This window comes from Chitinophaga hostae, from assembly GCF_018224885.1.
Classification (GTDB): Bacteria; Bacteroidota; Bacteroidia; order Chitinophagales; family Chitinophagaceae; genus Chitinophaga; species Chitinophaga hostae.
The window spans coordinates 28,692-54,942 of the sequence record NZ_JAGTXB010000019.1 but is presented as its reverse complement, the minus strand read 5'-3'; the positions used below and the strand labels follow the sequence as shown (position 1 = coordinate 54,942).

Below are 26,251 nucleotides of genomic sequence, written 5' to 3'. Positions count from 1 at the left end.
GACAATTTAAATGATTTTGTACATCGTAATCATAGTCGTAAATTGATACCACAATTGTCAATTTAATAAGTGTGAAAACCACCTCATGGAGCAAGTACGAGTTGGAAAATGTGTGTATATCCTGAATACGGGGCGAAATCTGTACAAGATCGGGAAAACCCAGGACCTGCATAAAAGGCTTGCGGCTTACCATACCCATCTGCCCGTGATGTTCCGTGTCATCAGGCAGTATGCTGCATTGAACATGACGGACCTGGAGGAAAGTCTGCATATTGTTTTTCAACACAAACGGGTTAAAGGCGAATGGTTTGAACTGAGTAAAGACGACCTGGTTATCTGCGATAACATTGCCCGGAATTATGCCTTGCAGACATTGCAGAAACAACACCGTAAACTGGGCAGCTTAACTTTTAGCAGCAACCCTATGTTGCAGGTGATGGAAGCAAACGAAAAATACCTGCAGGATTATTCCCGCATTGCCGACGATATCAAACTGGGACTCAACAACGACGAGATTTTTGAGTTGCATGAGGGAACCGTTAATAAGGCGATTATTGACACGGTAAGGCGTTTGCTGAGATATCGTACCCCCAATTCCGAATTCCTGGGCAAATGGCTGCGGGTAGTCAATGAGCTGAGTGATGGGGTGAGTGAAAGTATTATTCTGCATAAATACAAAGGACAAATCAGCCGCTCCACGATACAAATGATCAAAAGAATATTGCGTAACCAATTGTATTAGCGCCCGGCGCAATTGCGTTTGGCTGATTTTCCGTGGCCCCGGTTCTTTCGCCAGGTATCGGGTAAACACTTCCACTGCATTTTTTATCGCGGCATAGGCAGACGATCCGGGCATACTGATGCGTAGGAGGCAGCTATCAATTTCAAATAAGGGAATATCAGGAGAGTATTTCGTTTAGTTGTTGCAGCATCGCGCCCCAGTTATCCTGTGTTACTTCCGGCGCCACCCCTACCTGGGAAAGCGTAAGTTTACACCCTTCATATTGCGGGGTAATCAATACCGACACAACCGTTTTCCCGGGGAAATGTTTGGGTACTTCCAGGGAAAACGACAGCCGCATGGGCGAATCGATGGTGATGTAGTTACCAAAGTGGTCAATTTCTTCGCCCTGGTTGTTGCGGCCGAGAATCGAGAAAAAGCCACCGGTTTGCGGATCGGTATTGGCGCTGATGATTTCGTTTGAAGGACTTTTAAACAGCCACAGCTTTATGATGGCGGGATTTATCCAGGCATCAAAGACCTCTTCTGCTGAGGCGGCAAAAAATTGGGTCGCTTGCACCGGCTGGAAATCATTAAGCTTCATGGTGTATCTTATTTAATAAGATGTTGCTTCCCGAAATTAATCATTATTCCGACACGTTGTTGCCGTAAAATGATGACAGGTAAGCGACTGATGTTCATTATTTTTATTTTAGTGTTCCCGTCAAACAGGTTTATGAGAATCGTCATTTTTTTTACCCTGCTTTTTACAACCATCGCCGCCAGGTCCCAGGTAACTTTTGACAGCTCAGCTTATCTGCGCGATAATCGCGGGATTTTTTCCCTTGTAGTGGCGGTAAATGATAGCATTGTATATGGGAAAAATTTTAACGGTAAAACGGGTGAGGAGCTTTTCAATAATCAATCGCTCACGAAAAGTATCGTGGCAGTATTGATAGGAATAGCCATTGATAAAGGTTTTATTGGCTCAACGGAAACGCCTGTCGCCGATTTTCTGCCGGTGCTTAAAAAAGATCCGGACCCGCGCAAACGTCGTATCACGGTGGGGGATGTGATGAACCAGGCATCGGGGCTGTGGCATGAAAACCTGGAGCGGCTGGATCTTTACCTGGCCCTGAACGATCCGTCCGGGTATGTGCTGGAGCAGCCTTTGCTGACGGAGCCCGGCGCAGCACTTCATTACAACAACGCCGCCTCTCATTTGCTATCGGTGATCCTTTCAAAAGCTACCGGGCAAACCACCCTGTCGTTTGCCCAAAAGTATTTATTTACCCCGCTGGATATCCACGAGGTAACATGGCCAAAAATGAAGGACGGATACTATGATGGCGGAGGATTGTTCAGCGTGCATATGCGCACGGTGGATGTAAACAAAATAGGTCGGTTACTGCTGAATGGCGGCCGCTTTAAAAGTAAACAGCTGGTTTCCCGCAAATGGGTGCAGACCTTACTCGCACCGGCAAAAACATATCCCGCTCCCTGGGGACTCGCCAATACCACCTACGGACTTTGCTTCTATCATAAAATCTATAATGGCGAACCGCTCACCTATGGCATGGGGTGGGGTGGACAATTCCTGATCCTGATACCCGGCATGAATGCTGCTGTATCCGTGAACCAGGATGTAAATGATCAGACCGCCATCCGGCAATCTGACATATTTATGAACCGGATTTTTCCGTTGATCTTCGACTGGATCAGGCATACTTTTCCCCGGCCGCTAACAACGAAAAATTGAAACTACCTTCCCGCAAAAGCATCCGCAACGTGCAGCTGCCCCGGCTGATGATACCCGCGTAATGCCTTTGCAGGAAGGATTATAAATTAATAAATAGATGCGAACACGGTGCCTGTAATTGTCACATTAAACGTGGCGCTTCCGGAAGAAGTGGTTACCGACTGTCCTGCAAAAGTAAAGGTGTGTGAACCGGGTGCTGAAGCATACATGTTAACCGTATAACTTCCTGCTGTTAATGGGCCATAAGAAGAACCGGAATTAGGGTTCAGATAGGCGCTGATGTTAGTAGGTCCGTATAGGTAAATAGCGGCATTATCACTGGTGCCGTTATTCACGTTCAGGCCGATGCTAAAAAATCGGGCAACATTCTTTTCTGCATGGAGTATTTGCAAAGGGAATGCGGCAATGGTGCAAAAAATAAGGAGACAAAATAGTTTTTTCATAACAGTACTGATTTGATTTGAGGCAGCTTCCAATTGCAACGGGTTACAGAACTCATAACAATATAATGATCTGGTTTCATAGTTGCAAGCTACCTCAGTCGTTATGTGTATGCTTCTCTTTCTTTTTTGTATTTTAGGGAGGAGAAAAAATATATAACGGAAGATATAGTCATGGATTTACCTATCGTACAATACAAAAAACATCGCGTGGCCTATACTGTGTCGGCATGCATCGGATTGGGCGCCGTATGTTGCGGCTATTTTCCTTATGTAAGGAATAATGCTGCGTCGATAGGCGGATGGATCTTAATCGGTATCGGCCTGCTTACTTTTATTGGCTGCAGCTGGAGTGCGATCGACAAATCGGTGGTGCTGGAACTGAATCACGAAGGCATTAAACATAAATCATTTTTCTATGGCTGGGATACGCTGCGCAGTTATGGCATACGAAAAGAGATCGCTGAAGGCGGCAGCTTTAATTACCTCGTATTGTATTTAAAAACCACCGACGAGCCGTTGGATATACAGCTCGACTGGCTCGACGATCATGAGTCGGTGCCGGAAAAAATGGCGATGTATGCCGGTGCGTTTCATATTAGTTTTGACGGAGTAACCAAAAAAGAAGTGTAGGTAGCGGTATAGTTATCGTGTGCCCGGAACATTCCCGGTATTTAGTGTGTCGGTAAAGAAAATATAGGAATCCGTCAAAATAGTGGTGGTTTTACTTCTACTACACTGCTATTTTCGTAGAGAATAATTGTTTAACTCATTTGTTTATGATCAGCTATTCTACCGTTATACCTCCTATACTCCATTAACCTAAGAAAATGCCTATAACCCGGATCTTCCAGATTATTGCATTGTGTTTCCCAAAGACGCTATTGAAGACGCCTGTTCCTTGCCTATACATACCATTTTTGCTGATAATCCTACTTTACTTTTCTTCCTGCTCAAAAAGAACCATCACTTTTACAGCGGCATCATCCTTATTTGATTCAACCGCGTTTCATCCGCAGGCCATCGACAGAATGAGTATTCTCATAGACGAGAAGAACGGCCTTAGTATGAAAGAAATCTCATTAACAGAAAATAGTTATACAACTATTTACGAAAGGCGCCCCATTACTTTCCGGCCAATGAGTATGACGTTTACCCGGCGTACCGCATCTCCGGGAGATACTTTAAGCATCAGCGAAAATGAATATGGTATTTTAATTTACAGGACCACCAATCCTCAAAGAAATACGGCGCTGTTTTGTATTAACCTTTGGGATAGTTTAGGCTTTGCCACCAAAAAAGATGTATTAAGAAAGTATTACGCATCAGATACTTTATCTCTGCACGAAAAAAGCGCTATTAGGGAAGATATCAAGCAGCACGTTAATACCCTGTCGAAGTTAAAGAGAAAAATATTGGACTCTCTGGCTATCCGCTATTCTTTATCGTCGGATTTTTTGCGCAGCCGGCGATATCAAATTGAGTCGGATTCGTTATCCGATACCTATTGGCTTTACGACAGGTTCCTGAAACCCATAGAAAATCGGGAAGGTTGGTTGGCCATCTGCAGGACATTCTGTAAGGACCTTGGCCATTTCGGATCAACTAAAGGCTCCTTTTTTTATTTTAGAAATTGTGCTGATCGTTTGCTTTATTTTGTTGAAAGGGAGCATAACATTAAAAGCATGTTGCGGGATACTACGGATTTTATTAATCACTACAATTCCATTGCGAATAACTTCAGCGGCGCTGCAAAAGACTACCTGCTATCCGTACTCATGCATGATGCAGCTTCCAAAAGAATGGAGATACCTGAAAATTATATCAGGAGTTACTTTGCGGTTTGTGGTAATCGTAGCTATAAATTTGATATAAGAGATAAGCTGAGGCAGCAAAGAAAGATCGGGAGTTTTAAACCGGCTGTTTCCGGAAATGACGTACTGTCTGTCAAAACAGGAACAAGAACCACCATTGAGGATATTATAAAAAATGAAAAAGGGAATATCATTTTAATTGACTTCTGGGCCAGCTGGTGCGTTCCATGCAGAGAAGAATTTCCATTTCTCAAAACATTATCTGAGAATTATAAGGGCAAGAAAATAAAATTCATTAAAATATCACTCGATAAAGATATTGAGAAATGGAAGTCTGCTTCCCGGAATGAAGGATTTACCACTAATAATTACGTCCTGGTGAATGCTAAGCAATCCAAAATGATAGCAGAATATAATATACAAACAATTCCACGCTTTATGTTAATTAACGGAGATGGCGAAATGATTACCCCGGATGCTCCTCGTCCCAGTGATAGCGCCTTAAAAATACTGATTGAAAAATATCTCGCTAGTTCCCATAAAGAGCGCCAATAAAATCAACAAGAGCAATGAATGCTGGTTGCAATATATAGCGCTTGTTATCCGTCAGATCATCTGTATCTTTTGGAAGATGGAAAGTTGTGCAGTAGTGCGTTGGTAATGCTGACCAACTTTTGTATCTTAAAGGAAGGTAAACAATACTACGTGCAGCAAACCAATACGCTCATCATCGGCGCCAGTATTGCGGGCTTAGCCTCCGCAGCTTCTTTGCAGAAGAAGGGTATTACATATGTTATTATAGAGAAGGAAAGCCAGGTGGCCACTCCCTGGCGTAATCATTACCATCGCCTGCATTTACATACCAGCAAAAGGTTGTCAAGCCTTCCCTATAAAAAATTTGATAAAACCATTCCCCGTTATCCGGCACGGCAGCAGGTGGTGGACTATCTCGACGATTATCAGCGGACATTTAATATACAGCCGGTTTTTAACACCAATGCTGTTTCCATCAAAAAGGAAGATGATCAATGGATTACCACCACCAATAACGGGATCTTCCGGTCGCGCTACGTTATTATGGCTACCGGCGCCTATGGAAAACCCAGACCTATTGATTTTAAAGGTATTGACAGCTTTCCCGGGAAAGTGCTGCACAGCAGCGGGTACAAAACGGGTAAGGACTTTCAGGGGCAGCGGTTGCTGGTGGTGGGATTTGGTAATTCGGCCTGCGAAATAGCAATAGACCTGTATGAACAGCACGCCATACCTGCCATGTCGGTTCGTTCAGCCGTAAACGTGATACCGCGGGATGTTTTTGGCATCCCGGTGCTGGAGCTCAGTCTGCTGATGAACTATCTGCCGCCCCGCGTGGCGGATACGCTCAACGCTCCCCTGATAAACAGGCTGGTAGGTGATATTACCGCACTGGGACTTAAAAAGAAACCTTATGGTCCGCTGGAACAGGTTCAAAGAGAGGGTAATGCGCCGGTACTGGATATTGGTACGATCCGGCATATCCGGGAAGGCCATATACAGATCTTCGGAGATATTGACCATATTGCGGGCAATACTGTTTATTTCAGCGATGGCCGGAAAGCCGTGTTTGATGCTATTGTGGCGGCTATTGGCTATTACCGCGACTATGCCGAAATTGTACAGGTAGATAAAAACCGTTTCACAGATTTACAGCTAAGCGCCGGTAAACAACAGTACTTCGGTAAAGACGGCTTGTATTTTTGCGGGTATTGGGTGAGCCCTACCGGTCAGTTCCGGGAAATTGGGCTGGATGCAAAAAAGATTGCGGCAGATATTGTGCGCAGAGAAAGAAATGGTTAACGAAGTTGAAGATGATAGTTGTCTATGATGAAGAAAGCAATCATAAAACGATTCCTGGTGTATTTCCTGTTGAGAGATATTCCTCTTATGCTGATAGTATGCAGTATCATAGGCGCGGAGTCGACGTCCGATGTTATCCGTACCTTGTTATCCGCCTGGCTTCCGTTAATCTTAATTTATTTCCCACCGGTGATTTTGCTGAACGCCCTGCTGTTTGGCTGGGCTTACGTCTACTTGTTAAAACAATTCACAGAAAAGCGTTCACCCGTTTACGTCGGGTATGGTCTGGGCTTGCTGATGCTGGAAGCGCTCTTGTTAAAGATCAGCTTTTATGAAGATATACATTGGCTGGTGGTATTTTTTATTTTTGTTTACCTTGTAGTGTTTACAGGAATATATTTCAGAAAAGTATTGACACAGGGAGACAAAGCCCTGTGGAGATGATCTGGCAAGGATCGCTAACAGGAACAATGACAGCTGTTTTTATGAATGATGATAACCATGAAGGAGGAAACGCAGTCCAGGCCATTGCTGAAATAGCCGCCTATATCGGATCATTGGAAGAAGACACGGCGCTTTACGAAGAAAAAAACTTTGATAAACGTGCAGAGGCGATCGACTTTATTGAGTTCCAGGTGATAGATCAGGTGGATGAGCTGTGTGCCGGAACGATGCCACCGGATCAGCTGGTGCAACTTAAACAGCGTGGCGTGACTATAAAATCAATGCTGGAAGCTATTGACAGGGGCTTGTTTCAACGATTACGGGCTGCTATCCGCACCACAGGACATACCGGTGCTGCATTTAAAAACCTGGTTGCAACATATGTGGATCTGCGGGCCAATCGCAACGAATACCCGGAGGACGTAGGGTACGATAATCTCGATATTTTTATCAACGGGCTTTCTCCTTTTCAGACTATACCGGAACCCACCAGGGACCTGGACCCGGAAATGGTGCACTACCAAAAAACGCCTGCCAGGATTATTTTTGAGCTGATAGAAAAATGCCCAGTCAGGAAAGACGATGTATTTTTCGATGTAGGCGCGGGCCTGGGACAGGCGGCCATCCTGGTAAATCTGCTTGCCGGTATTACCGTGAAAGGAATAGAATTTGAGCCGGCTTTTTGCGCGTATGCCAGGGCCTGTGCTGCGGACCTGAATTTACCCGGTGTAACTTTTATAAATGCAGATGCCCGCCAGGCGGATTATTCCGATGGAACCATCTTTTTTATGTTTACCCCATTCAAAGGTGAAATTATGCTGGAGGTGTTGAGTATGCTGCGGAAAGTATCGTTGAGCAAACAGATCAGGATTGTTACATATGGCCCCTGTACTGCACAGGTGGCCTTGCAGTGCTGGCTGAAGATGAACGCCCCGGAGGAGGATCATCCATATCACCTGGCTGTTTTTAAAAGCCGGTAATCCTGTTATCTGCTGAATAACGCCGCATACATTTTGCCTGCCCGGAATATTGATGGTCTTTCGCCCAGCTTTATGGCGGATGTGAACCCTGCTTTGCGAAACAGCGCCGTCAAAGATTGAAAGGGAATAGGATAGGGGACCCATGGATTGGCGTTCGTGGTTTCATATTCAACAATTAAAAAAGCACCATTTTCCCCGAGTTGCGCGCTGATCTTATCAATAAAAGCGGGTTTGCCGGCTACATAGTGCAGGGAATTAGCCATCATGATACCATCCAGGTCAGATACCGGTAAATCATCTTCCAGGAAATCCAGTTGCCCCGGTTTTATATTAACCTGATGAGGATTGGCTAAGCGCGATAAGGTAACAGGACTTTTGTCCCAGGCGTAGATCGTGCTGTTTGTTTCCAACAGGTTAGCCAGTGCATAGGTGAATAGACCGTCGCCGCATCCCAGATCGGCCCAAACGCTTTGCCCGGGTGCGGAGAAATGAATATGCTTTATGAGTGCAATAGCATCTTTTAAATCCATGGTATATAAATGTAAACTTATTTTTGACGAAAGCTAATGGATTTAATTTAACGGGAAGGTCAGTATAAACACACTGCCTTTACCTTCCGTGGCTTCCACATTGATTTGTATGTTATGATACTGTGCAATGGTGCGTGCAATGGAGAGGCCCAGTCCATATCCTTCTACCGTGCTTTTTTGAACTTTCCGGAAGCGGTGGAAGATGGTATCTATTTCGTGGGGACCAATACCGATACCGGTGTCTGTAATGATCAGGCGATAGGCAGTAGGCAACAGTTCATCGCTGACAGCAATGCTGCCATTGTCCCGATTGTATTTGATGGCATTGTGAAGAAGGTTATAAACCAGCTGGAAGATGAGGTCATAATTAAGGTGGTGCAATACCTGTTCTGCTGAAAGTTTTGCGGAAAACCGCAGCTGTTTTTCTTCCAGCCGGTGTTCCAGCTCTTCCATGATGGAGGCCACAAGCAGTTGGGGTGACACATCATCATTTTTGGGAAACTGGTCGTTTTCTATGCGGGAAATCAGGAGCAGCGAGTGAACGATCTTTTTCAGACGGTTCAGTGTTTTCATCATGCCCATGATCTTCTTTTGTGGCTCTTCGTATGGCTCGAGATCCACCAGCAGGTTCTCCATTTTTGTCTGGAGTATGCTTACGGGTGTCATCAGTTCATGCGAGGCGTTGGTCGTGAATTCGCGTTCTTTTTCAAAAGCTTCATTGATCTTGGTCATCAGTTCTACGAGTGAATCGTCGAGATATCTGAAATCGGTAGTAGATGTTTTTACTGGTGATGCCTGCTCCCGGAATGGGAACCGCCTGTTGAGCAAACGGGTACTGATGATCACTCCTAATGGTTTTAACAGCAGCCTGGTAAAAATAAGGTCAATGAGGATGGTGATGATGATGAGTCCTCCCAGTACGTAGAGGGCTACACGTTGCAAAGGACGGTTGTACTGGCTGATGGTGGCAGTTTTTTTGCCTACTTCCAGCATAAACGGGCGTTGATGATCGGTGAGTATATGGCTCAGCACCCGGTAGGTAAGGGTGTCGCCCTCCACCACTCTTTGCACGGTAGCAATCGTATCGGGTATGATCATTTTACCGGCAGGTTCCAGGGAAATGTATTCTTCTTTCAGCATGGTATAGCTGCCATAGTTTTCTTCCCCTTGCAGGTAAGCGTCAATACCATTTTGACGGATAACCTGTAACACTTTTTTCTTTTGTTCCCGCAGATAAAAATCGTTGTATTTATAGGCGATATCTTCCACGAGGAAGGGAAGAACCAACACAAAGAGCACTACCACGGCCATTTTTGACAGTGTAATGAACAGTGTTAGTTTGGTAAAGAGTTTCAAGCTCAGATCTTTATTTTATAGCCTACATGCCTGATGGTTTGCAGCCAATCCACTGCAGCGTACGCGGATAATTTTCTCCGTATATTTTTGATGTGTACATCGATATAGTTGGAATCATAATCATCGTCGGCGAAGTTGCTCCAGATATGTTCACCCAGCTGTGTGCGGGTGAGGGGCCTGTTTTTATGCAACAGCATATAACTTAGCAGGTCAAATTCTTTCCTGGACAATGTAATTTCTGTTTGTTCAAAGTAAACATTTCTTTTCTGAAGGTCTACATTAAAGTCGCCTACAGGAATTATTACGTCCTGCAAGGCGAACTTTCTCCTGGCAATGGCCTGCATTCTTGATTGCAGTTCCAGCAGGGAAAAGGGTTTGGGCAAATAATCATCTGCTCCCAGGTCCAGTCCTTTGATACGGTCTTCCAGTTGTCCCCGGGCGGTTAAGATGATATAAGCGGCATCCGGGCATATTTTACGGGCTTGCTGTAACAGTTGCAGGCCATCCATATCGGGAAGACCAAGATCGAGCAATACGAAGTCGTATGTGTTATCATCCAGCTTGCTGATGGCCTGGCTGCCGGTGGCAGCAAGATCGCAACGGTACGCCTTTTTGAGGAAGGTGTCCATCTCAGTGGCCATGGCTCTTTCATCTTCTATGATCAATACTTTCATTTAGAACTGGTAATAAAAACTACAGTTTACAAAAGAGTGGGTATCGCCTGCACCGGTAAGGGCTTTATCGCTCAGCAACGACAGCTGGTATTCCACTTCCAGCATATAGTGCGCGCGGTTGTAAGCCAGCGGCAGGTGCAGGTTGTAGGATAGCAGATCGAACCGGGTTGCTTCTTTTGTCACGGTCTGGCTGTTGACCGGAACGCCGGGAAGCAGCGGTATTGGCAGGCCCAGTTTACTGAATTCAAGATATCGCTCTTTTATGTATGTTTCGTAAAAATGTTGGGTACCGGCTACCACATCGATGGAAGGGGTGATGGTTACCAGGTCTTTTGTTTTTGAGAAGCTGCCGAGCTGAATGAGTTTTTCGGTGCTTAGTGTTACAAATATATCCTGTTGTTTCCCAAACGCATAATCCGCCTGGATGCCGGTGGTCATCCAGTATTTGTATTTCAGCGAGGCGGTGGCGTTATCGGGATTGGCGGCTTGGAGGAAGGAAGAATTGGTTGGGTAAAAAGTATGACTGTAGGCCAGGTCGGCGGTAAGCTTTTTGCCGATGGAAAAACTGATCCCTGCGCCGGCGCTGGTGGCAGAAACAAAGTGGGCAGTATCATTCAGCAGGCGGTAGGCGGTGCTGCTGAAATAGATACCGCAGGGGAGCTGCAATACCCCGCTGGCGGCAACATAAGGCATAGCTGCCGTAGCTGTTTGACCATAATAGCTAGCATTGTTTGAGTATAAAGCACCCAGTGTGAATGTGATTTTTTTCTGTCCTGTTTGTGCGGTATCGTTTTGCGCTGTTACAGACGCCTGTGTGGTATCTGTTTGTGCTCGTACAGACATATGGCATAGCCCTGCCAGGAAGGCCAGTATTAGTGCGTATCTCATATTCTTGTTTTTAACCCTGTTAGATCAGCTTACGAACGGTGATTTTTGGTTTAATGATCCTGATGGGTTTCACGGGCAATGGAGAAGGAATAGCTATCGGCTTTACCACCCGCCTCGATTTAGGCACTTCTTTTATTTGTGGCAGCGATACGTCTATTACTTTTTCAACAGGTTTATCGGCCGGTTTAGGGGCCGGTGACACACTGTCTGTCCGCATCGTGATATAATGATAAGCGGATAAATCTTCCCTGTTGGCATACCCGTAGCCATAGCCTTTTTGAGGCTGTACTAGCGCCAGGATAGACGCTAGCAGGCATGCGGACATCAATAATTTTGCCATATAAGAGGGAAGCGGAACAGAATTTTACCGTTGTTCACCGGTAAAATTCTGCTTTTTCTTTTGAAATTACAAGATACCCAATGCGGCGCCGCCAGTGATCCTGGTATTTACCCTGATGGGAACAGGTGCTACCTTTATGGCTTGTTGCCCCACAGCCCTGACATTAGCAGCTGTTTTGATAACACCCCCTTCTACTTTTACCGCGTGATCCGCCACGGTTTTAATGGTGGTTTGCCCTTGCTGAACAGCGATCGCTGTAATAGTTTGCGCTTTTTCACGGACATGCCCAGTGGCTGTTCCGCCAGCATCTTTGATAGCGTTGGTATTAATCGTGGCTTCGCCACTTTGGGAGGCATCCATGCCAGTGCTACCCTGCGGGGCAGTGACGTTAGCGCCGGCACTGTTGCTGCTGCTGCCACTAACAGTGCTCTGCTGTTTGGTAACCGTAGTATTGCCACTGGTCTGAATACTGGCCTGCTGGGCAAAAGCTGCTCCGGAAAAGAACAACGCAACGATCATTAACACTTTCGACTTCATAATAACGGTTTTTCAGATGGTTTAATAATTGTCTGGAGCAAAGCTAAATACCGAAGATGAAGCGAAAATGAAAATTGAAAAAATAAGGTATTTAAACCACCTAAACGGGTACTTTATTATATTTAGCCCGGTACTCCAGCGGAGAAATCCCGGTTATCTTTTTAAAAACTTCCCGGAAAGCCTTATCATCAGAATACCCCACTTCCATCATCACCTCAAAGATGCTTTTCCTGCCTTTTTCCAACGCATTTTTGGCGGCTTCCACTTTTACACGCTGTAAGTATTCCACAGGAGTATTGCCGGTAGCTTTGATGAAGCGCCGGTCGAAATTCCGCCTGCTGGTAGCGAGTTTCACCGCCAGGTCCTCAAAAGAAATTTTTTCACCCAGGTTGTGTTCTATATAAGTCTGCGCCTGTGAAATCAAATCATCGCCATGATTCTTCTGCATCTGGAAAATGTGAAAGGGCGATTGTGATGATCGTTCAATATCAATCTGGAATATTTTTGAACAGTAAACAGCGATCTCCCTGCCAAAATATTGCTCTACCAAAAACAGGATAAGGTTTAAAAAAGAGTAGCCGCCACCGTTAGTATATATCCCTTTCTCGGAAGTGATCAGTTTGTCGGTATGCAGGTGCACATTGGGAAACAGCCGCTTGAAATCGGCCGACAAATTCCAGTGGGTAGAGCAACTCTTCCCGTCCAGCAAGCCCGTAGCAGCCAGCAGGAAAGCGCCGGAACACATACTCGCTACTTCTGCACCGGCTTTATATTGAGCGGAGATCCAGGTAATCAGCCCGGCATTGTCCTGCATCACCTGGCTGTCGTAAGAAACAGAAGGGATGATCAGCAGGTCAGTTTTCTTCACATCATTGATGTTTACCGGGTACACCGAAAAGAAACCGGCATCCAGTTTTATTTCAGGCATAAAACCGGCTATGCGGATATCCATCATGGATTCGTTACCCATCCTTTGCCAATGGGCATTTGCCTGGCTCAGGATTTCGAATGAACCCGTTATACTGCTGAGATTAACATCTCCTTCGGGAACAACGATGGTTACATGCTTCATAAAGATGCTTTTACCAAAGATACTTATTTATTGTGTCTAAAATGACCCGGAATAAAGTCTATATCACACCCTGTAACTCCCGGGTTAAGACCGTAGTTTTGAAAAACAACATTTCATCTTTTTCATTAAAATCTATAAAAATGAGAACACCGGATTTTACCACTACAATATTGGTGAACCAAACACCATCCGAAGCCTTTAACGCTATCACCGATATACGCGATTGGTGGTCAGAAGAAATTGAAGGAGGTACACATCACCTGGATGATGAATTCGTTTATCATTATAAAGATATTCATTATTGTAAAATGAAATTAATTGAACTGGTACCTGGCAAAAGAGTGGTTTGGCTGGTGGTGGATAGTTATTTCAATTTTACTGCCGACAAAGCCGAATGGAGCGGAACAAAGATCGTTTTTGATATCTCTCAGAAAGATGCGCAAACAGCCGTAACATTTACACATGAAGGCCTGGTACCTCAGCATGAATGTTATGAGATTTGCCGGGAAGCATGGACCCATTATATAACAGAGAGTTTGTACAGCCTGATCACCACCGGTAAGGGACAACCCAACCCTAAAGAATCGGATGGTTACAACGCCGAACTGGCGGGAAAATGGAAACTGGAGCAGCATTAATATCCGAAAAGTTCACCATGCCGGCTATATGGATTTACCGCATTTACGCTGTAGATTTGTAAGAAAGTAGTAATGGCGGATACTGATATTAAGAAGATCAGCAGAGGCGAGGAAATCACCGGTCAGTACTTTGTGTTGCTTGACAGGCACATCGATGACCTGCAAATAGCCATCACACTGACTTACGACCCATCCAATTTTTCCAAATTCTTTAAAAAATATGTGAAACTGACACCCGATCAGTGGCGGAAAAATAACAGGTCTGTATAAAACTTCCGAAAAGTTCACCACGATATAACTATTTAGTCGCTGGATCTTTGCCATAGTTTAAACAACTAATATTTTTACTATGGCAAGAAATGATTTAAATGGAAAAGTAATTTTGATCGCCGGTGGCGCGAAAAACCTGGGCGGCTTATTAAGCCGTAATTTTGCAGAGAAGGGAGCAAAATTAGCCATTCATTACAACAGTGAAAGTACAAAGGCAGATGCCGAAAAAACACTGGCGGATGTACAGGCGCTGGGTGCTTCAGCATTCCTGTTCCAGGCAGATCTCACAGATGTGAAGAATATTACCCGGTTCTTCGACGAAGCCGTGACAACGTTTGGCGGTGTTGATATTGCTGTTAATACAGTAGGAAAAGTGCTGAAAAAACCATTCGACCTTACCAGTGAAGCGGAATACGACAGTATGTCCGACATTAATTCCAAAGTGGCTTATTTCTTTATACAGGAAGCAGGAAAGAAACTGAATGCCGATGGTAAGATATGTACCATTGTAACATCGCTGCTGGCGGCATTTACAGGGTACTATTCCACTTACGCAGGAATGAAAGCGCCGGTTGAACATTTTACACGCGCCGGTGCAAAGGAATTTGGCGTCCGCGGTATTTCAGTGTCAGCGGTGGCGCCGGGGCCAATGGATACGCCGTTCTTTTACGGACAGGAAAGCGATGATGCCGTAGCCTATCATAAGGCAGCGTCTGCACTGGGCGGCCTCACCAATATCAATGATATTGCGCCATTGGTGGAATTCCTCGTGACTGACGGCTGGTGGATTACCGGGCAAACTATTTTTGCCAATGGCGGATATACTACCCGTTAATACTTTTCATTTCCGTGAATGTACTTTTTCCCGCAGGTTTTTCGTATAATTATGCCTGTTACCGATAACCCGGTTAACCCATACTCCATATAAAGGAAACATGCAGCTGCATATCACGAAAGCCATATTGTTATGAAAGGAAAACTGGTTTTGTTCTGGCAAAGTTACGGACCACCTCTTGAAGCGGTGGGAATTATACTATTACTCGTTGGCAATACCTATATGAAGCATTCCGCTGCTTTTAAAGGTATTGCCATTGCTTACTGGGTAATTTGCCTGGCGCTTTATATTATAACGGCGCAATCCTACCGTAAAATGCGGTTCTGGCTTTTCCTGGTACTGGGCCTGATCCTGGCCGTTAACCAGCTATTTCAGCTGATCGATACCGTTGGTTAATTATTTTGCCTGGTTGTTTGCAAAATAATCCGGCGGATACATTTTCTGGCCATACTTTTCTGCCAGGTCCGGCATTTTTTTCTTCATGGCATCATCCATTACGGGCGGTGGCAAAAATTCGCCGTACCCGGCTTCGCGGTTTACCGCAAAAAGGAGCTATTTTGCAGGTTGATTTTGATAAACAGAATTGATAAATAGTGTTAATATGTCTATAGAGGAAAATCTAAATGCCAGCTTAAACGGAGATCCATATGAAAATTTTCGTACCCTGTTGCAGCAATCCATCGTATTCCCCACCGAATATACTTTTAAGTTCATTATAAAAGCGGAAGAAGAGGACAAGATAACGGAACTGAAGTCGATGTTTGCCGGCGCTACTATTACAGAAACAAGTTCTTCCGGTGGAAAATATAAATCCTTTACTGTACTGGTATTTGTTCAGAATGAAGAAGAAGTCATTTCCTATTACAAGGAGGTGTCGAAGATCAATTCAGTGATTATGTTGTAGCAGCAGTGGTCATACCTGTTGTAGTACATAATATGAAGGAATTGTTATAATATTGACATTTTTCGATGTATTGTATTTTGGTTGAGCCGGATTCACTAATTTCGGCGACTTATATATAATACTAATTCAAATTTATGAAGCAAACAGTACCTGCCTTTATCCTGCTGGCCATGCTGGCGGCATGCGGTGGCGCTTCGACCGATCAGGCGAAGACCGACGAAAAGAAAGAAGCAGCTGCAGCAACCGGCGCAGCTTATACAATTGACACTACCACTACAACTGTTCAATGGCGTGCTACACACAAAGGTGGATTTGCACCTCGTTTCGGTACTATCAAAGTAGCAGATGGTAGCCTGAACATTGAAAACGGCGCCGTTACCGGCGGTAGCTTTGATGTAAACCTCACCAGCCTGGCTGCTGATCCGGCTTCTGTTACAGAGCCTGATAAAAAAGCATCCGACCTGGAAGGCCACCTGAAAAGCCCCGACTTTTTCGATGTTGCTAAGTACCCGGCTGCTAAATTTGTTATCACCGGCGTAGCTCCTTTCGACAGCACCAAACAGAAAAGTCTGCTGGAAGGCGCTACCAATCTTATCAGCGGCAACCTGACCCTGAAAGACAGCACCCTGAACATCACTTTCCCTGCACAAATCACTGTTAGCGAAAACAACGTAACTGCGAATGCAAAATTCGTGATCGACAGATCTTCATGGGGTATCAACTACAAAACAGAAGGCAGCCCTGAAAACTGGATGATCAGCAAAGATGTTGAAATTGGTTTTAGCCTGAAAGCTGTAAAAAAATAATTGCTTTCCTGCCAATATCAAATGAAACAGCCCGGCAATATTATTTGCCGGGCTGTTGCTGTAATAGGAGCACAGTTACTCCACGGTACTGAATGGGGACGCGGGCAGCAGCTCCCTGTTAAATAAATTAGGATTTACCGGGTTATCTGACCACGCATAACGAACATACCTTGGCGCGGGGACGTCATCGCTCCATACAATTATTTTATTCCCGTCTATCTTCGCCTGCGCCCATACAAATTTTTTATCTGCAGCAGCAATCTCAAATGTGGAAGGCGCCTCGCCATCAGGTGTCATTAACCCGCTACCGGTATCGGTAAAGCTGATCGTGACTTTATTTTCGTTGATAACAGCTGATTCATAAAGGGGACCGGAAGAAGTAATATTTTCCCTGTAAGCCGCTTTCATAGCCGCGAGAGCCAGGCGTTCACCTACATCTTTTTTATTGTCAGGATGTATATCATTCCACTCCCCAAGGTCAATCGCCACTGCCATGGCGGTATTGGGAACGGATAATGATTTGAATTGGGCAGCCCTCAATTCGGCCCAGTTGCTTTCTGCCGGCAAATAATTGTAATCCATAAACCCGGGCAGCTGCACAAAAAGAAAAGGAACGGATCCTTGCTGCCATTTGTTGCGCCAGTCGCCGATCAGCGCCGGTAATAATCGTGCATATTGTTTGGGCTCACCGGTATTGGTTTCCCCCTGGTACCAGCAAAACCCCTTAATGGCATAATTGGTTTCCGGGGCTACCATGGCATTATACAAAGCGGCAGGTTGATTAGGGAGATGAATACCTCCGGGTTCCCGCATTGCAGCGGGAGAAAAAACAGCGCCTACTTTATAGGCCCAGTCGCCTTTTAAGTCGACCGTATCAGCACCCGAAAAAATGCAATAGGGTTTATCCGGAACAAAGCCTCCTTTACCGGCGGTATTGCTAACCCTGACGACAAAAAGATTTTTACCGGTTTTCAATACGGAAGCAGGTACCCGGTACCGGCGTTGCGGATACAGGTAGGTAGTGCGGCCTGCCGGCTGTCCGTTGATATAAAGTTCATCTGCATCCACAATGCGCCCCAGGAAAACGGTGGCGGCTTTCCCGGCCATGGCAGCAGGTATATCAATTTCCCTGCGGTACCATACCACGCCGTTTAAATCTTTCAACCCCTGATCTTCCCAGTAGCCGGGGATATTGATGCGGCGCCATCCCCCGGGTATATAGTTGGTGTCGTACCATCGGGGAGTCCCTGCCAGCCCGGCGTCTGCCGGTGTTTTAGGCATAGCTGCTGCCGTACGCCTGAAACGGTTGATATAAGCAGTGTCTTTATTTTTTTGTATGGTGGCAGCGGGTCCGGGAAAGGCTTTCAGGCCTTCCTCGCTGATCCATGCTTCTATAGGCGTGCCGCCTACGCTGGCGTTGATAATGCCGATAGGTATTTTATATTTTTCATGAAGTCTTTTGGCAAAGAACCAGGCGACTGCCGAAAACGGTCTGACAGCTTCTCCCACTGCGGGTTGCCAGTACCCGTCAGTTATATCTGTTTGAGAGCCGGAGAGGCTGGTTTGCGCAGGTACCAGGAATTGCCGGATCTCCGGATAGTTGGCCGTGGCAATTTCGTTGGCATAAGTTACATCGTGAATATTGAGCTGATGAACCATGTTGGACTGCCCGCTGCAAAACCATACATCGCCAAACAGGATATCATGCAGGGTAATTTTATTAAGCCCGGTAATGTCCATGCGATAAGGGCCGCCGGCTTTGGTGGGTGGCAAATGCAGCATCCAGTTGCCGTTGGCATCGGCTTTAGTGGTATATACTTTACCGTTGAAACGGACCTGTATTTTTTCATGGACAGATGCCCATCCCCACAATTTTATTTTTTCATCCCGCTGCAGGATCATGCTGTCGCGGATCAGCCGGGGCAGCTTTACCTGTGCAAACCCGCTGAACATGCAGCATAGTAACAGTGGAAGGAAGATTGATTGCTTCATCTTTAGCTGATTCATTTGATATGATGGGTGTTGTTAAAAACCGATGCTGTTTCCTCCATCTACCGGTAATACCACTCCTGTAATAAACTTTGCTGCATCAGTAGTCAGGAAATAGGCGGCGCCGGCTACGTCGGCAGGCTGGCCCATAGTGCCCATGGGGGTTCTGCCAAATACCTTTGCCTTTCTTTCCGGATCACTGTCCAATGCTTTTGCGGTCATATCGGAATAGATAAACCCCGGTGCAATAGCGTTGATCCGGATTCCTTTGGGCGAGAGCTCCACCGCCATGGCCCTGGTCATGCCGTCGATGGCCGTTTTGCTGGCGGAGTAGGCGATCACCTTGGGTAAACCATATTGCGCTGCCATTGAACTGATGTTGATAATACAACCTGCTTCCTGCTGCAACATGTTTTTCACCACCTCACGGCTCATCGTAAACACGGCAGTGAGATTGGTCAGGATGACCTGTTGGAATTCGTCATCGGTTACTTCCGTAAAATCTTTTTTCATATTGGTGCCCGCGTTATTCACCAGTATATCTATCGGGCCGTGCTGATCTATGACCGATTGTACCAACGCGGGGATGGAAGCAAGCTGCGTCAGATCACAGGGGATAGCGTGGCATAATGCGCCCAGTTGCTGAACGGCAGCATCCAGTCTTTCCTGGTTTCTACCGGTAATGACTACACGGATTCCTTCCTGCACAAATTTTTCGGCGATAGCCAGACCAATGCCTGAGCCGCCGCCTGTTACAATAGCTAGTTTTCTTTTTGTGGCTGTCATTTTCCTTCTTCAGTTTTTAAGTGCTGTGGTTAAATACCCGGAGCATACGGGAACCGCAGGTTTTTATAATATTCCAGTGTGTGGCCGGGCTTTTCATACTGTAACGGAATGGGCAGCCTGCTGCAGGTCTGAAAGTACAACAGGCAGGCATTGCGCCACCAGGTAGCTTCTTCGTGCTGTATTTTCAGCAGCATACTTACCTGTTCAAATCTTTGCTGATCCACAAATGGGCGCAGTGTATTCCAGGTATCCCGCATTTTTCCTGCCCGTTCGGCGCCGGTATAATATTGAAAACATAATTCTTCCCATACATTACGCCCGTTTTTCAATTGAAAGTTCCAGGGTACATGATGAAACCACAACAGGTATTTTTCATCGCAGGTATGGCTGTTTTCCCATTGTTTTCGCGCACCGGGATAATATTGCGCCAGCGCATTACTGCCGGTCACGGTGCGGTCAAAGCCGATGCCGTTGCTGTCGGATTTATGGTAGTAAACAGGATTCCACTCCGGCCGTTGCTGATTACTCACCCATGGTGCGGGGCCGTAGTGATGGCCTGTACCCATGATATGATGCAACCCGATAGGGTTGGAATATTGTACAATGATATCGCGGCTTTCCAGCATTAATTGCGATGCCGTTTTCAGAAAATCCGGCTGATTGGAAAAGGTCATGCGCAACCATTCGCCGGCGATCTGTTCGCTGGAAATAGCAGGATCCCAGGCGAGGCGTCCGAGCGTGTACCAGTTTGCCTGTGCAAACGGATGACCGCACCAGTTAATGTCGTTACCGATATTAGCTACGCCGGCGATGCCTGTGAGCCTGTGCCCGTCCAGTGTTCCGTCAATCACTTTGGCTACGGTGCTGCCTTTTCCTTTATAGTAGGTATCGCTTTCCAGGGTTTCTTTGAATAAGGGCGCCAGGAATACCAGGCTCGTTCCTTGTCCCAGGTATTCCTGTGTTACCTGGAACTCCATCATCAGCGGTGTTTGGGGCATGGCGCCAAACAAAGGATGAAATGGTTCCCGCGGCATGAAGTCGATTGCGCCGTTTTTTACCTGTACCATCACGTTGTCGCGGAATTTTCCGTTGAGTGGAACAAAATCATCGTAGGCCTGTTTATGCCGGTCCAGCGGGTTATCGTGACTGTATACAAACGCGCGCCATATAATGATGCCATTAAACGGGGCAATGGCGTCGGCCAGCATGTTGGCGCCGTCGGCGTGACTGCGTTTATAATCCTGCGGACCGGGTTGTCCTTCGCTGTTTGCTTTTACGAGAAAACCGCCGAAGTCGGGGATGTACGTGTATATCTCTTTTATTTTTTCTCTCCACCATTGTTGTACGCCGGCATCTAAGGGGTCTGCAGTTTTTAGTCCGCCGATTTCAATAGGAGCGCTGAACCTGGCCGTGAGATAGACTTTGATGCCATAGGGGCGGAATACGTCCGCCAGCGCTTTTACTTTTTCCAGGTAGGCGGGGGTCAGGATAACTGCATTGGCATTTACATTCGTGATAACGGTGCCATTGATACCGATGGAGGCGTTGGCCCTGGCATAGTCGATATAACGCTGATCAATATACGTAGGCAGGGTATGCCAGTTCCAGATGGAGAAACCTGCGTAGCCCCGTTCTACTGTTCTGTTGGGATTGTCCCAGTGGTCCAGCATCCGGAGGCGGATCTTAGGCGCCGAAACAATATGTAATGATGTGATGGGTTGTTCCGTTTGCAGGAGGCGCAGGAAATGAAAAGCGCCATACAGTACTCCTTTTTCTGAATTTCCGGAGATGAGAATGCATTGTTTACCGTTTATTTTTTTGGTGGTGATCACGAAGCCTTCGTCACCTGCGGCCTGCAGCTGCGTGGCAATACCGGCGTTGCGGATAAGGGCAGAGGAGCGGGGCGTGCCTGCAATAATGGCGCCATCGCGGGTTACGCTGTGGTGGTACCCGATTTCTGTTTGCAGCAAACCGGCGATTCCTGTGAGCAATTCGTTTTTTATAATGTTCATCGTGGCGGAGGAGTCGCCGGTGATGAGCTGGGTAATATTTTTACGATAAACGGATAGCAGTATGTGATTGCTGACAGGTTTGTACCGCAACCAGAGATCGTACCCGTTTTCTCCTTTGGTGATAAGAAAGCAGCAAAGGCATAAAATCAATAACGTGTTTTTTTTCATACGGATAATCAACTGTTTTTTCTCAATGACAACATACAAAAACTAACTGGGAATCACCTTTTTTGTATATTTTTTCGCAATCGGTTGCGTGAATATCATAAAAAAAATTGGTTTATGGCAATTTGTTTTTGAGCGACGATGCCCTGATGACCATATCCGCGCGGAGCGTGATAGCATTGGTGGTATACAGGTTGCTGATGCCTTTGAGGTGGTTAATTAAATAGGTGGCGGCCGTATTGCCGATGCTGTCACCGGAATAGTCCATGGTGGTGAGGTTGGGTTCAATCACCCGGCTGATGGGGTCATTATTAAAGCCTGCAAAGGCAATATCTTCCGGGATACGCAGGCCTGCGGTCTTGAGGGTCAGCATGCAATACACGGCAGCGGTATCATTGGCGGAGAACACGGCATCCGGGCGCTCTTCCGCTGGCAGGTCCAGTATATACCTGGCGGCATCTGCGCCGGCCTGTTCCGAGAGGGGACCCGTTAAATACAGTTTCTTGCTGAAAGGAAGATGGTGGTCCTCCAGCGCTTTCCGGTAGCCGGCCAGTCTTTCCTGGTACACGTTCCTCAGCAGGTTTCCGCCCAGGTGCATGATCTTTCTGCAGCCCTGGCTGATCAGGTGTTTGGTAATATTATAGGCGGCCTCCTGGTTGTTGATACCAACGGAGGTGCTTTCGTCGTGGGGATACACGCGGTCAAAGAAAACGACCGGTATTTTCCTTTTGAAGAAAGGCTCTAAGTGGTGGATATCCTGAGTATTATAAGAAAGGGAGATCAGCAGACCATCTACCCGTTTATTAAACATGGTGGCAGCATTGCGTTTTTCCTTCTCCACATCTTCGAGCGATTGCGCAATGATGAGGTTATAGCCGTGGCGGTTGGCGGCATTTTCCATGCCGGCCAGGGCAGACGACATAAAGTGACTGTTCAGCCTGGGCACCAGCACACCCAGTGTATGCGTATGCCGGCTTCTTAAACTGCTGGCAAATGTATTTGATTGATAACCAAGCGACTTTGCCGCTTCTGCAATTTTTTTCCGGGTGTTTTTACTGATCATGGGATTGTTTTTCAACCCCCTGCTCACCGTGGCAGCCGAAATATTCAGGTATCTGGCTATATCATATATCGTTACTTCCCGGTCTTCTGGCATTTCTGGCATTTTTCTTCTGCTTGTTTATCAAAGGAAATGAACTTTTTTTGAATAAAAAAATGCAATCGGTTACGTAAATCCTATTTTTTCTTATATTCGTTTCACTGATGTCAACCAAACGATCAAAAAAGGAATAACCACGTTAGCATAATTCCAACCCGTTTTTTACCATTTTTTATAATTGTCCTTATGACACTAAACGTTATGAAAAAAACTGAAAACTTTAAAAACAGCAGGAACATCCCCCAACTATCCATCAACCGGGTAGTGGCGATGATTCTTTTTTCGGCCTGTCTTTTTGCCTGGCCCATACTCCTGGCAGCGCAGGATAAAACCATCCACGGCCGCGTCACCACCGAACGCAACGATCCGGTGCCCGGCGCGTCCGTCGTGCTCAAAGGCACCAACAAAGGACAGGTCACCAACGGCAACGGCGAATTTGTAATTACCGCCACCAAGGGCGCCGTCCTCGTTATTTCAAGTATCGGCTACGCCAACAAAGAAATAACGGTGGAAGACGATACCCGGATAAATGTGCAGCTCTCCCCCGCTGCAAAAGATGTGGGAGAGATAGTGGTAGTAGGATATGGCACGCAGAAAAAGAAAGACCTGACCGGCGCAGTGGCCAGTGTAAACCTCGAATCGCTACGGGAAGCCCCCAACACCAATATCGGCCAGTTCCTGCAGGGAACCGTACCCGGATTGAACGTTGGCATCGCTACCGTGGCAGGCGGCACACCGCCCATCTCCATCAGGGGGCGCGTAACGCTGAACGGTAACCAGAACGTACTCATGATCCTCGACGGTATTCAGTACACCGGCTCCCTTTCCTACATCAATCCCGATGATATCGCCACCATTGATGTATTGAAAGATGCCAGCTCCACCGCCGTTTATGGCGCGCAGGCAGCCAACGGCGTGATCCTCATCACCTCCAGGAAAGGAAAAATTAACCAGCAACCACGTATCGCCTTTTCTACTTCCTATACCAGTCAATATCCTACTATCGGTAAACTGAAACCATACGACCGGGAAGGATATCTTAATTATTTAAAGGAAGCCTTCTACGACAAGGCCTACCTGGCGCCGGATTATACCACACCCAATCCCGATTTTAAAATTGAAGACGTAGCGGATAACAGTATCCGTAACGGGCAAGGCGGATTACTGCCCAACAACTACGACTGGTTTGGAGAAGGAACCAATACCGGCACCATTTCGGAAACCAACCTAAGTATTTCCGGCGGGGGCGATCGTGTTACCTACCTTGTATCCGGAAGCCTGGTGGATCAGAAGGGATTTATTGTCAACGATAAATTTAAAAGAAAATCGATCCGCGCCAACATCGAAACACGACCGCTATCCTGGTGGAAAGTAGGCCTGCTGTCGTCGGCTGCATTTATTAACCAGGACGGTGCCGAACCTTCCTTTGGTAGTTTGCAGCGCATGACGCCATTAATTGTACCCTACGACACCGCCGGTAAATTAATACCGTTCCCGATGAATACGCTGGAACCGAATCCATTTACTACTTATCACGTGGATGACTACGACCGCACCAACTATTTTTTCGCCAATATTTATACAGATATAGATTTTCCCTTCCTGGAAGGACTCAACTACCGCATGAACTTCGGTAACAATTACAGGTTATCAAAACACTTCTTTTCCAGTATTTATGATGCCGGACAAACAGGCAGGGCTTACAAAGAGTTCCAGGATTATTATGATTATACCTTCGATAACATCCTTACCTATTCCAAAAAATTTGGCGATCATGATATCACAGCTACCTTGTTGTATGGTGCAGTAGGAAGAAAGTTCAACAGCACTTTTTCCGAAGCAAGAGGGTTTCCACGGCTCACGCTCAGCTATAATAACCTTTCACAGGGCACTAACCAGTTTGCGCAATCCGATGCCTGGGAAGAAAACCTGGCCTACCAGATGGCGCGCGTAAACTATAAATTCAAAGACCGGTACCTGTTGACCGCTATCCTGCGCCGGGATGGGTTTTCCGGTTTTGCAAAGAACTACAAATACGGCACCTTCCCGGTACTTGCCCTGGGCTGGATTTTATCGGAAGAAAATTTTATGAAGGGCATACCTGCCATCGATTACCTTAAACTGCGCGCAGGCTATGGTATCAACGGCAACCAAACTTCGCGTTATACTTCCATTGCCCGGGTAACTACCAACGCAGCCTACGTATTCGGTGATGGCGGTACCACCGCTTTCGGTCAGCAGGTATCTTCACTGGGTAACGACAACCTGAAATGGGAACGTACCAAAGGACTGAACATCGGTGTTGACTTTAACGCTTTCAACAACAGGCTGACAGGTACATTGGATTATTACCGGAACAATACCTACGATTTGCTGTATAGCGTGGCGATCCCCAATGTTACCGGGTTTGGCAGCATTACCACCAATCTTGGCCAGATCCGTAACAGCGGTTTCGAAACTTCTTTGACCTATAACATAATAGATAAGAAAGACTTTAAATGGTCGGCCACCGCCAATTTTTCCACCAACAAAAACCAGATCATCACACTAACAGGAATGGACGCCAATAAAGATGGAAAAGAAGATGACCTGGTGTCAAGCTCGCTGTTTATCGGCAAATCCATCAAAGCCATTTATGATTACCAGCTGGATGGTATTTACCAGCTCAATGACCCGAGAATACCCGGTTTTCCGGTGGGGTCAGTCAGGATAGTGGATCAGAATAAAGACAATGATATCACGCAGCAATCGGACCGGGTTTTCCTGGGCCGGCAGGAGCCGGCCTACAGGGTGAGCCTGTTCCAGAATTTCTCTTATAAAGCTTTTACAGTGAGCCTGTTTCTGAACTCCGTGCAGGGTGGCAGAAACGGATATCTCGGTAATAACAACCCCTCATTTTTCCGGGAAGACAACAGTATCCGGGTAAATAACCTGCAGGGAATTGACTTCTGGTCGCCTGGTAATCCCACCGGTAAATACCCGAGAAATATCTCCGGCTCCCGCGCTAAAATTGAACCTAGTATGTACCAGGACAGGAGCTTTGTGAGATTACAGGATGTTTCCATTTCCTATAACCTGGCCACCAGTCTTCTGAAGAAATTCAAAGCCCAGTCGATCAACCTGTATGTGAGCGGCAAAAATTTATATACCTGGACAAACTGGGAAGGATGGGATCCTGAAGCCAACGATAATGACGGCAATCCGATGGGCCTGGTGATAGGAGGAAGACCCGTTCTGAGAGGTTTTACGGTAGGGTTGAACATTGTATACTAAAAACCACGTTGTAAAAATATTTA

Annotated in this window: 27 protein-coding genes; 14 read left to right on the top strand and 13 right to left on the bottom strand. The window is 46.3% G+C overall.

What is annotated here, in order from left to right; genetic code table 11:
• Window positions 1-85: 85 nt before the first annotated feature.
• Window positions 86-742: a GIY-YIG nuclease family protein gene (locus KE626_RS27180; protein ID WP_211976178.1), complete on the top strand. Its 657-nt coding sequence runs from the start codon at window positions 86-88 to the stop codon at window positions 740-742.
• Window positions 743-899: 157 nt separating this feature from the next.
• Here KE626_RS27180 and KE626_RS27175 read toward each other — a convergent pair whose 3' ends face one another.
• Window positions 900-1,325: an SRPBCC family protein gene (locus KE626_RS27175; RefSeq protein WP_211976177.1), complete on the bottom strand. Its 426-nt coding sequence runs from the start codon at window positions 1,323-1,325 to the stop codon at window positions 900-902.
• 132 nt (window positions 1,326-1,457) lie between these two features.
• Between KE626_RS27175 and KE626_RS27170 the strand changes: the two genes are divergently transcribed.
• Window positions 1,458-2,480, top strand: a complete 1,023-nt coding sequence (locus KE626_RS27170) for a serine hydrolase domain-containing protein (RefSeq protein WP_211976176.1) — start codon at window positions 1,458-1,460, stop codon at window positions 2,478-2,480.
• 86 nt (window positions 2,481-2,566) lie between these two features.
• Here KE626_RS27170 and KE626_RS27165 read toward each other — a convergent pair whose 3' ends face one another.
• Window positions 2,567-2,923, bottom strand: coding sequence for a hypothetical protein (locus KE626_RS27165; protein ID WP_211976175.1), 357 nt, complete (start codon window positions 2,921-2,923; stop codon window positions 2,567-2,569).
• A 171-nt stretch (window positions 2,924-3,094) separates the two neighbouring features.
• Here KE626_RS27165 and KE626_RS27160 point away from each other — a divergent pair, with 171 nt between their 5' ends.
• The 5 genes from KE626_RS27160 (at window position 3,095) to KE626_RS27140 (ending at window position 7,994) form a co-directional block, all read left to right on the top strand.
• Complete coding sequence (locus KE626_RS27160; RefSeq protein ID WP_211976174.1) at window positions 3,095-3,553, top strand: hypothetical protein; 459 nt, start codon at window positions 3,095-3,097, stop codon at window positions 3,551-3,553.
• A gap of 287 nt (window positions 3,554-3,840) precedes the next feature.
• Entirely contained in the window at window positions 3,841-5,289 is a 1,449-nt protein-coding gene (locus KE626_RS27155; protein WP_211976173.1) for a TlpA family protein disulfide reductase, read from the top strand.
• A gap of 18 nt (window positions 5,290-5,307) precedes the next feature.
• Window positions 5,308-6,570 carry a flavin-containing monooxygenase gene (locus KE626_RS27150; protein WP_211976172.1) on the top strand — a complete coding sequence of 421 codons (1,263 nt, stop codon included), beginning with the start codon at window positions 5,308-5,310 and terminating at the stop codon, window positions 6,568-6,570.
• A 24-nt stretch (window positions 6,571-6,594) separates the two neighbouring features.
• On the top strand, window positions 6,595-7,014 hold the full coding sequence (locus tag KE626_RS27145; protein WP_211976171.1) for a hypothetical protein: 420 nt from the start codon (window positions 6,595-6,597) through the stop codon (window positions 7,012-7,014).
• Window positions 7,011-7,994, top strand: coding sequence for a class I SAM-dependent methyltransferase (locus tag KE626_RS27140; RefSeq protein ID WP_211976170.1), 984 nt, complete (start codon window positions 7,011-7,013; stop codon window positions 7,992-7,994). The genes KE626_RS27145 and KE626_RS27140 overlap by 4 nt, the downstream gene beginning before the upstream one ends.
• Before the next feature lie 5 nt (window positions 7,995-7,999).
• Here the strand turns inward: KE626_RS27140 and KE626_RS27135 are convergent, their stop codons facing one another.
• The 7 genes from KE626_RS27135 to KE626_RS27105 all read right to left on the bottom strand — a co-directional run bounded on the left by KE626_RS27135 (window position 8,000) and on the right by KE626_RS27105 (window position 13,391).
• Complete coding sequence (locus tag KE626_RS27135; RefSeq protein WP_211976169.1) at window positions 8,000-8,524, bottom strand: class I SAM-dependent methyltransferase; 525 nt, start codon at window positions 8,522-8,524, stop codon at window positions 8,000-8,002.
• A gap of 42 nt (window positions 8,525-8,566) precedes the next feature.
• Window positions 8,567-9,880 carry a sensor histidine kinase gene (locus tag KE626_RS27130; protein ID WP_211976168.1) on the bottom strand — a complete coding sequence of 438 codons (1,314 nt, stop codon included), beginning with the start codon at window positions 9,878-9,880 and terminating at the stop codon, window positions 8,567-8,569.
• A 2-nt stretch (window positions 9,881-9,882) separates the two neighbouring features.
• Window positions 9,883-10,554 carry a response regulator transcription factor gene (locus KE626_RS27125; RefSeq protein WP_211976167.1) on the bottom strand — a complete coding sequence of 224 codons (672 nt, stop codon included), beginning with the start codon at window positions 10,552-10,554 and terminating at the stop codon, window positions 9,883-9,885.
• A complete protein-coding gene (locus KE626_RS27120) occupies window positions 10,555-11,442 on the bottom strand; it encodes a hypothetical protein (RefSeq protein ID WP_211976166.1) in 888 nt (295 codons plus the stop codon).
• 19 nt (window positions 11,443-11,461) lie between these two features.
• A complete protein-coding gene (locus KE626_RS27115; RefSeq protein WP_211976165.1) occupies window positions 11,462-11,767 on the bottom strand; it encodes a hypothetical protein in 306 nt (101 codons plus the stop codon).
• An 81-nt stretch (window positions 11,768-11,848) separates the two neighbouring features.
• The gene (locus KE626_RS27110; RefSeq protein WP_211976164.1) at window positions 11,849-12,319 is read right to left on the bottom strand and encodes a hypothetical protein; all 471 of its coding nucleotides are present in this window, start codon (window positions 12,317-12,319) and stop codon (window positions 11,849-11,851) included.
• Window positions 12,320-12,419: 100 nt separating this feature from the next.
• Window positions 12,420-13,391, bottom strand: coding sequence for a GlxA family transcriptional regulator (locus KE626_RS27105; protein ID WP_211976163.1), 972 nt, complete (start codon window positions 13,389-13,391; stop codon window positions 12,420-12,422).
• A 140-nt stretch (window positions 13,392-13,531) separates the two neighbouring features.
• On the opposite strand from KE626_RS27105, the gene KE626_RS27100 reads away from it, so the two are divergent.
• From KE626_RS27100 to KE626_RS27075, 6 genes are all read left to right on the top strand, one after another.
• Window positions 13,532-14,029: an SRPBCC family protein gene (locus KE626_RS27100; protein WP_211976162.1), complete on the top strand. Its 498-nt coding sequence runs from the start codon at window positions 13,532-13,534 to the stop codon at window positions 14,027-14,029.
• Between the two features lie 72 nt (window positions 14,030-14,101).
• Window positions 14,102-14,299, top strand: coding sequence for a helix-turn-helix transcriptional regulator (locus tag KE626_RS27095; RefSeq protein WP_211976161.1), 198 nt, complete (start codon window positions 14,102-14,104; stop codon window positions 14,297-14,299).
• Window positions 14,300-14,378: 79 nt separating this feature from the next.
• The gene (locus tag KE626_RS27090) at window positions 14,379-15,134 is read left to right on the top strand and encodes an SDR family oxidoreductase (RefSeq protein WP_211976160.1); all 756 of its coding nucleotides are present in this window, start codon (window positions 14,379-14,381) and stop codon (window positions 15,132-15,134) included.
• A gap of 132 nt (window positions 15,135-15,266) precedes the next feature.
• Complete coding sequence (locus KE626_RS27085) at window positions 15,267-15,530, top strand: hypothetical protein (RefSeq protein ID WP_211976159.1); 264 nt, start codon at window positions 15,267-15,269, stop codon at window positions 15,528-15,530.
• Window positions 15,531-15,735: 205 nt separating this feature from the next.
• Complete coding sequence (locus tag KE626_RS27080; protein WP_211976158.1) at window positions 15,736-16,038, top strand: DUF493 domain-containing protein; 303 nt, start codon at window positions 15,736-15,738, stop codon at window positions 16,036-16,038.
• Window positions 16,039-16,172: 134 nt separating this feature from the next.
• Complete coding sequence (locus KE626_RS27075; protein ID WP_211976157.1) at window positions 16,173-16,844, top strand: YceI family protein; 672 nt, start codon at window positions 16,173-16,175, stop codon at window positions 16,842-16,844.
• Between the two features lie 75 nt (window positions 16,845-16,919).
• On the opposite strand, the gene KE626_RS27070 is transcribed toward KE626_RS27075, so the two are convergent.
• The 4 genes from KE626_RS27070 to KE626_RS27055 form a co-directional block, all read right to left on the bottom strand.
• Window positions 16,920-18,836, bottom strand: coding sequence for a sialate O-acetylesterase (locus KE626_RS27070; protein WP_211976156.1), 1,917 nt, complete (start codon window positions 18,834-18,836; stop codon window positions 16,920-16,922).
• Between the two features lie 33 nt (window positions 18,837-18,869).
• The gene (locus tag KE626_RS27065) at window positions 18,870-19,619 is read right to left on the bottom strand and encodes an SDR family NAD(P)-dependent oxidoreductase (protein WP_211976155.1); all 750 of its coding nucleotides are present in this window, start codon (window positions 19,617-19,619) and stop codon (window positions 18,870-18,872) included.
• Window positions 19,620-19,648: 29 nt separating this feature from the next.
• Window positions 19,649-21,799, bottom strand: coding sequence for an alpha-glucuronidase family glycosyl hydrolase (locus KE626_RS27060; protein ID WP_211976154.1), 2,151 nt, complete (start codon window positions 21,797-21,799; stop codon window positions 19,649-19,651).
• 112 nt (window positions 21,800-21,911) lie between these two features.
• Window positions 21,912-22,961 carry a LacI family DNA-binding transcriptional regulator gene (locus KE626_RS27055; RefSeq protein ID WP_249207727.1) on the bottom strand — a complete coding sequence of 350 codons (1,050 nt, stop codon included), beginning with the start codon at window positions 22,959-22,961 and terminating at the stop codon, window positions 21,912-21,914.
• Window positions 22,962-23,156: 195 nt separating this feature from the next.
• Between KE626_RS27055 and KE626_RS27050 the strand changes: the two genes are divergently transcribed.
• Window positions 23,157-26,228: a SusC/RagA family TonB-linked outer membrane protein gene (locus KE626_RS27050; RefSeq protein WP_211976153.1), complete on the top strand. Its 3,072-nt coding sequence runs from the start codon at window positions 23,157-23,159 to the stop codon at window positions 26,226-26,228.
• Window positions 26,229-26,251: the final 23 nt, after the last annotated feature.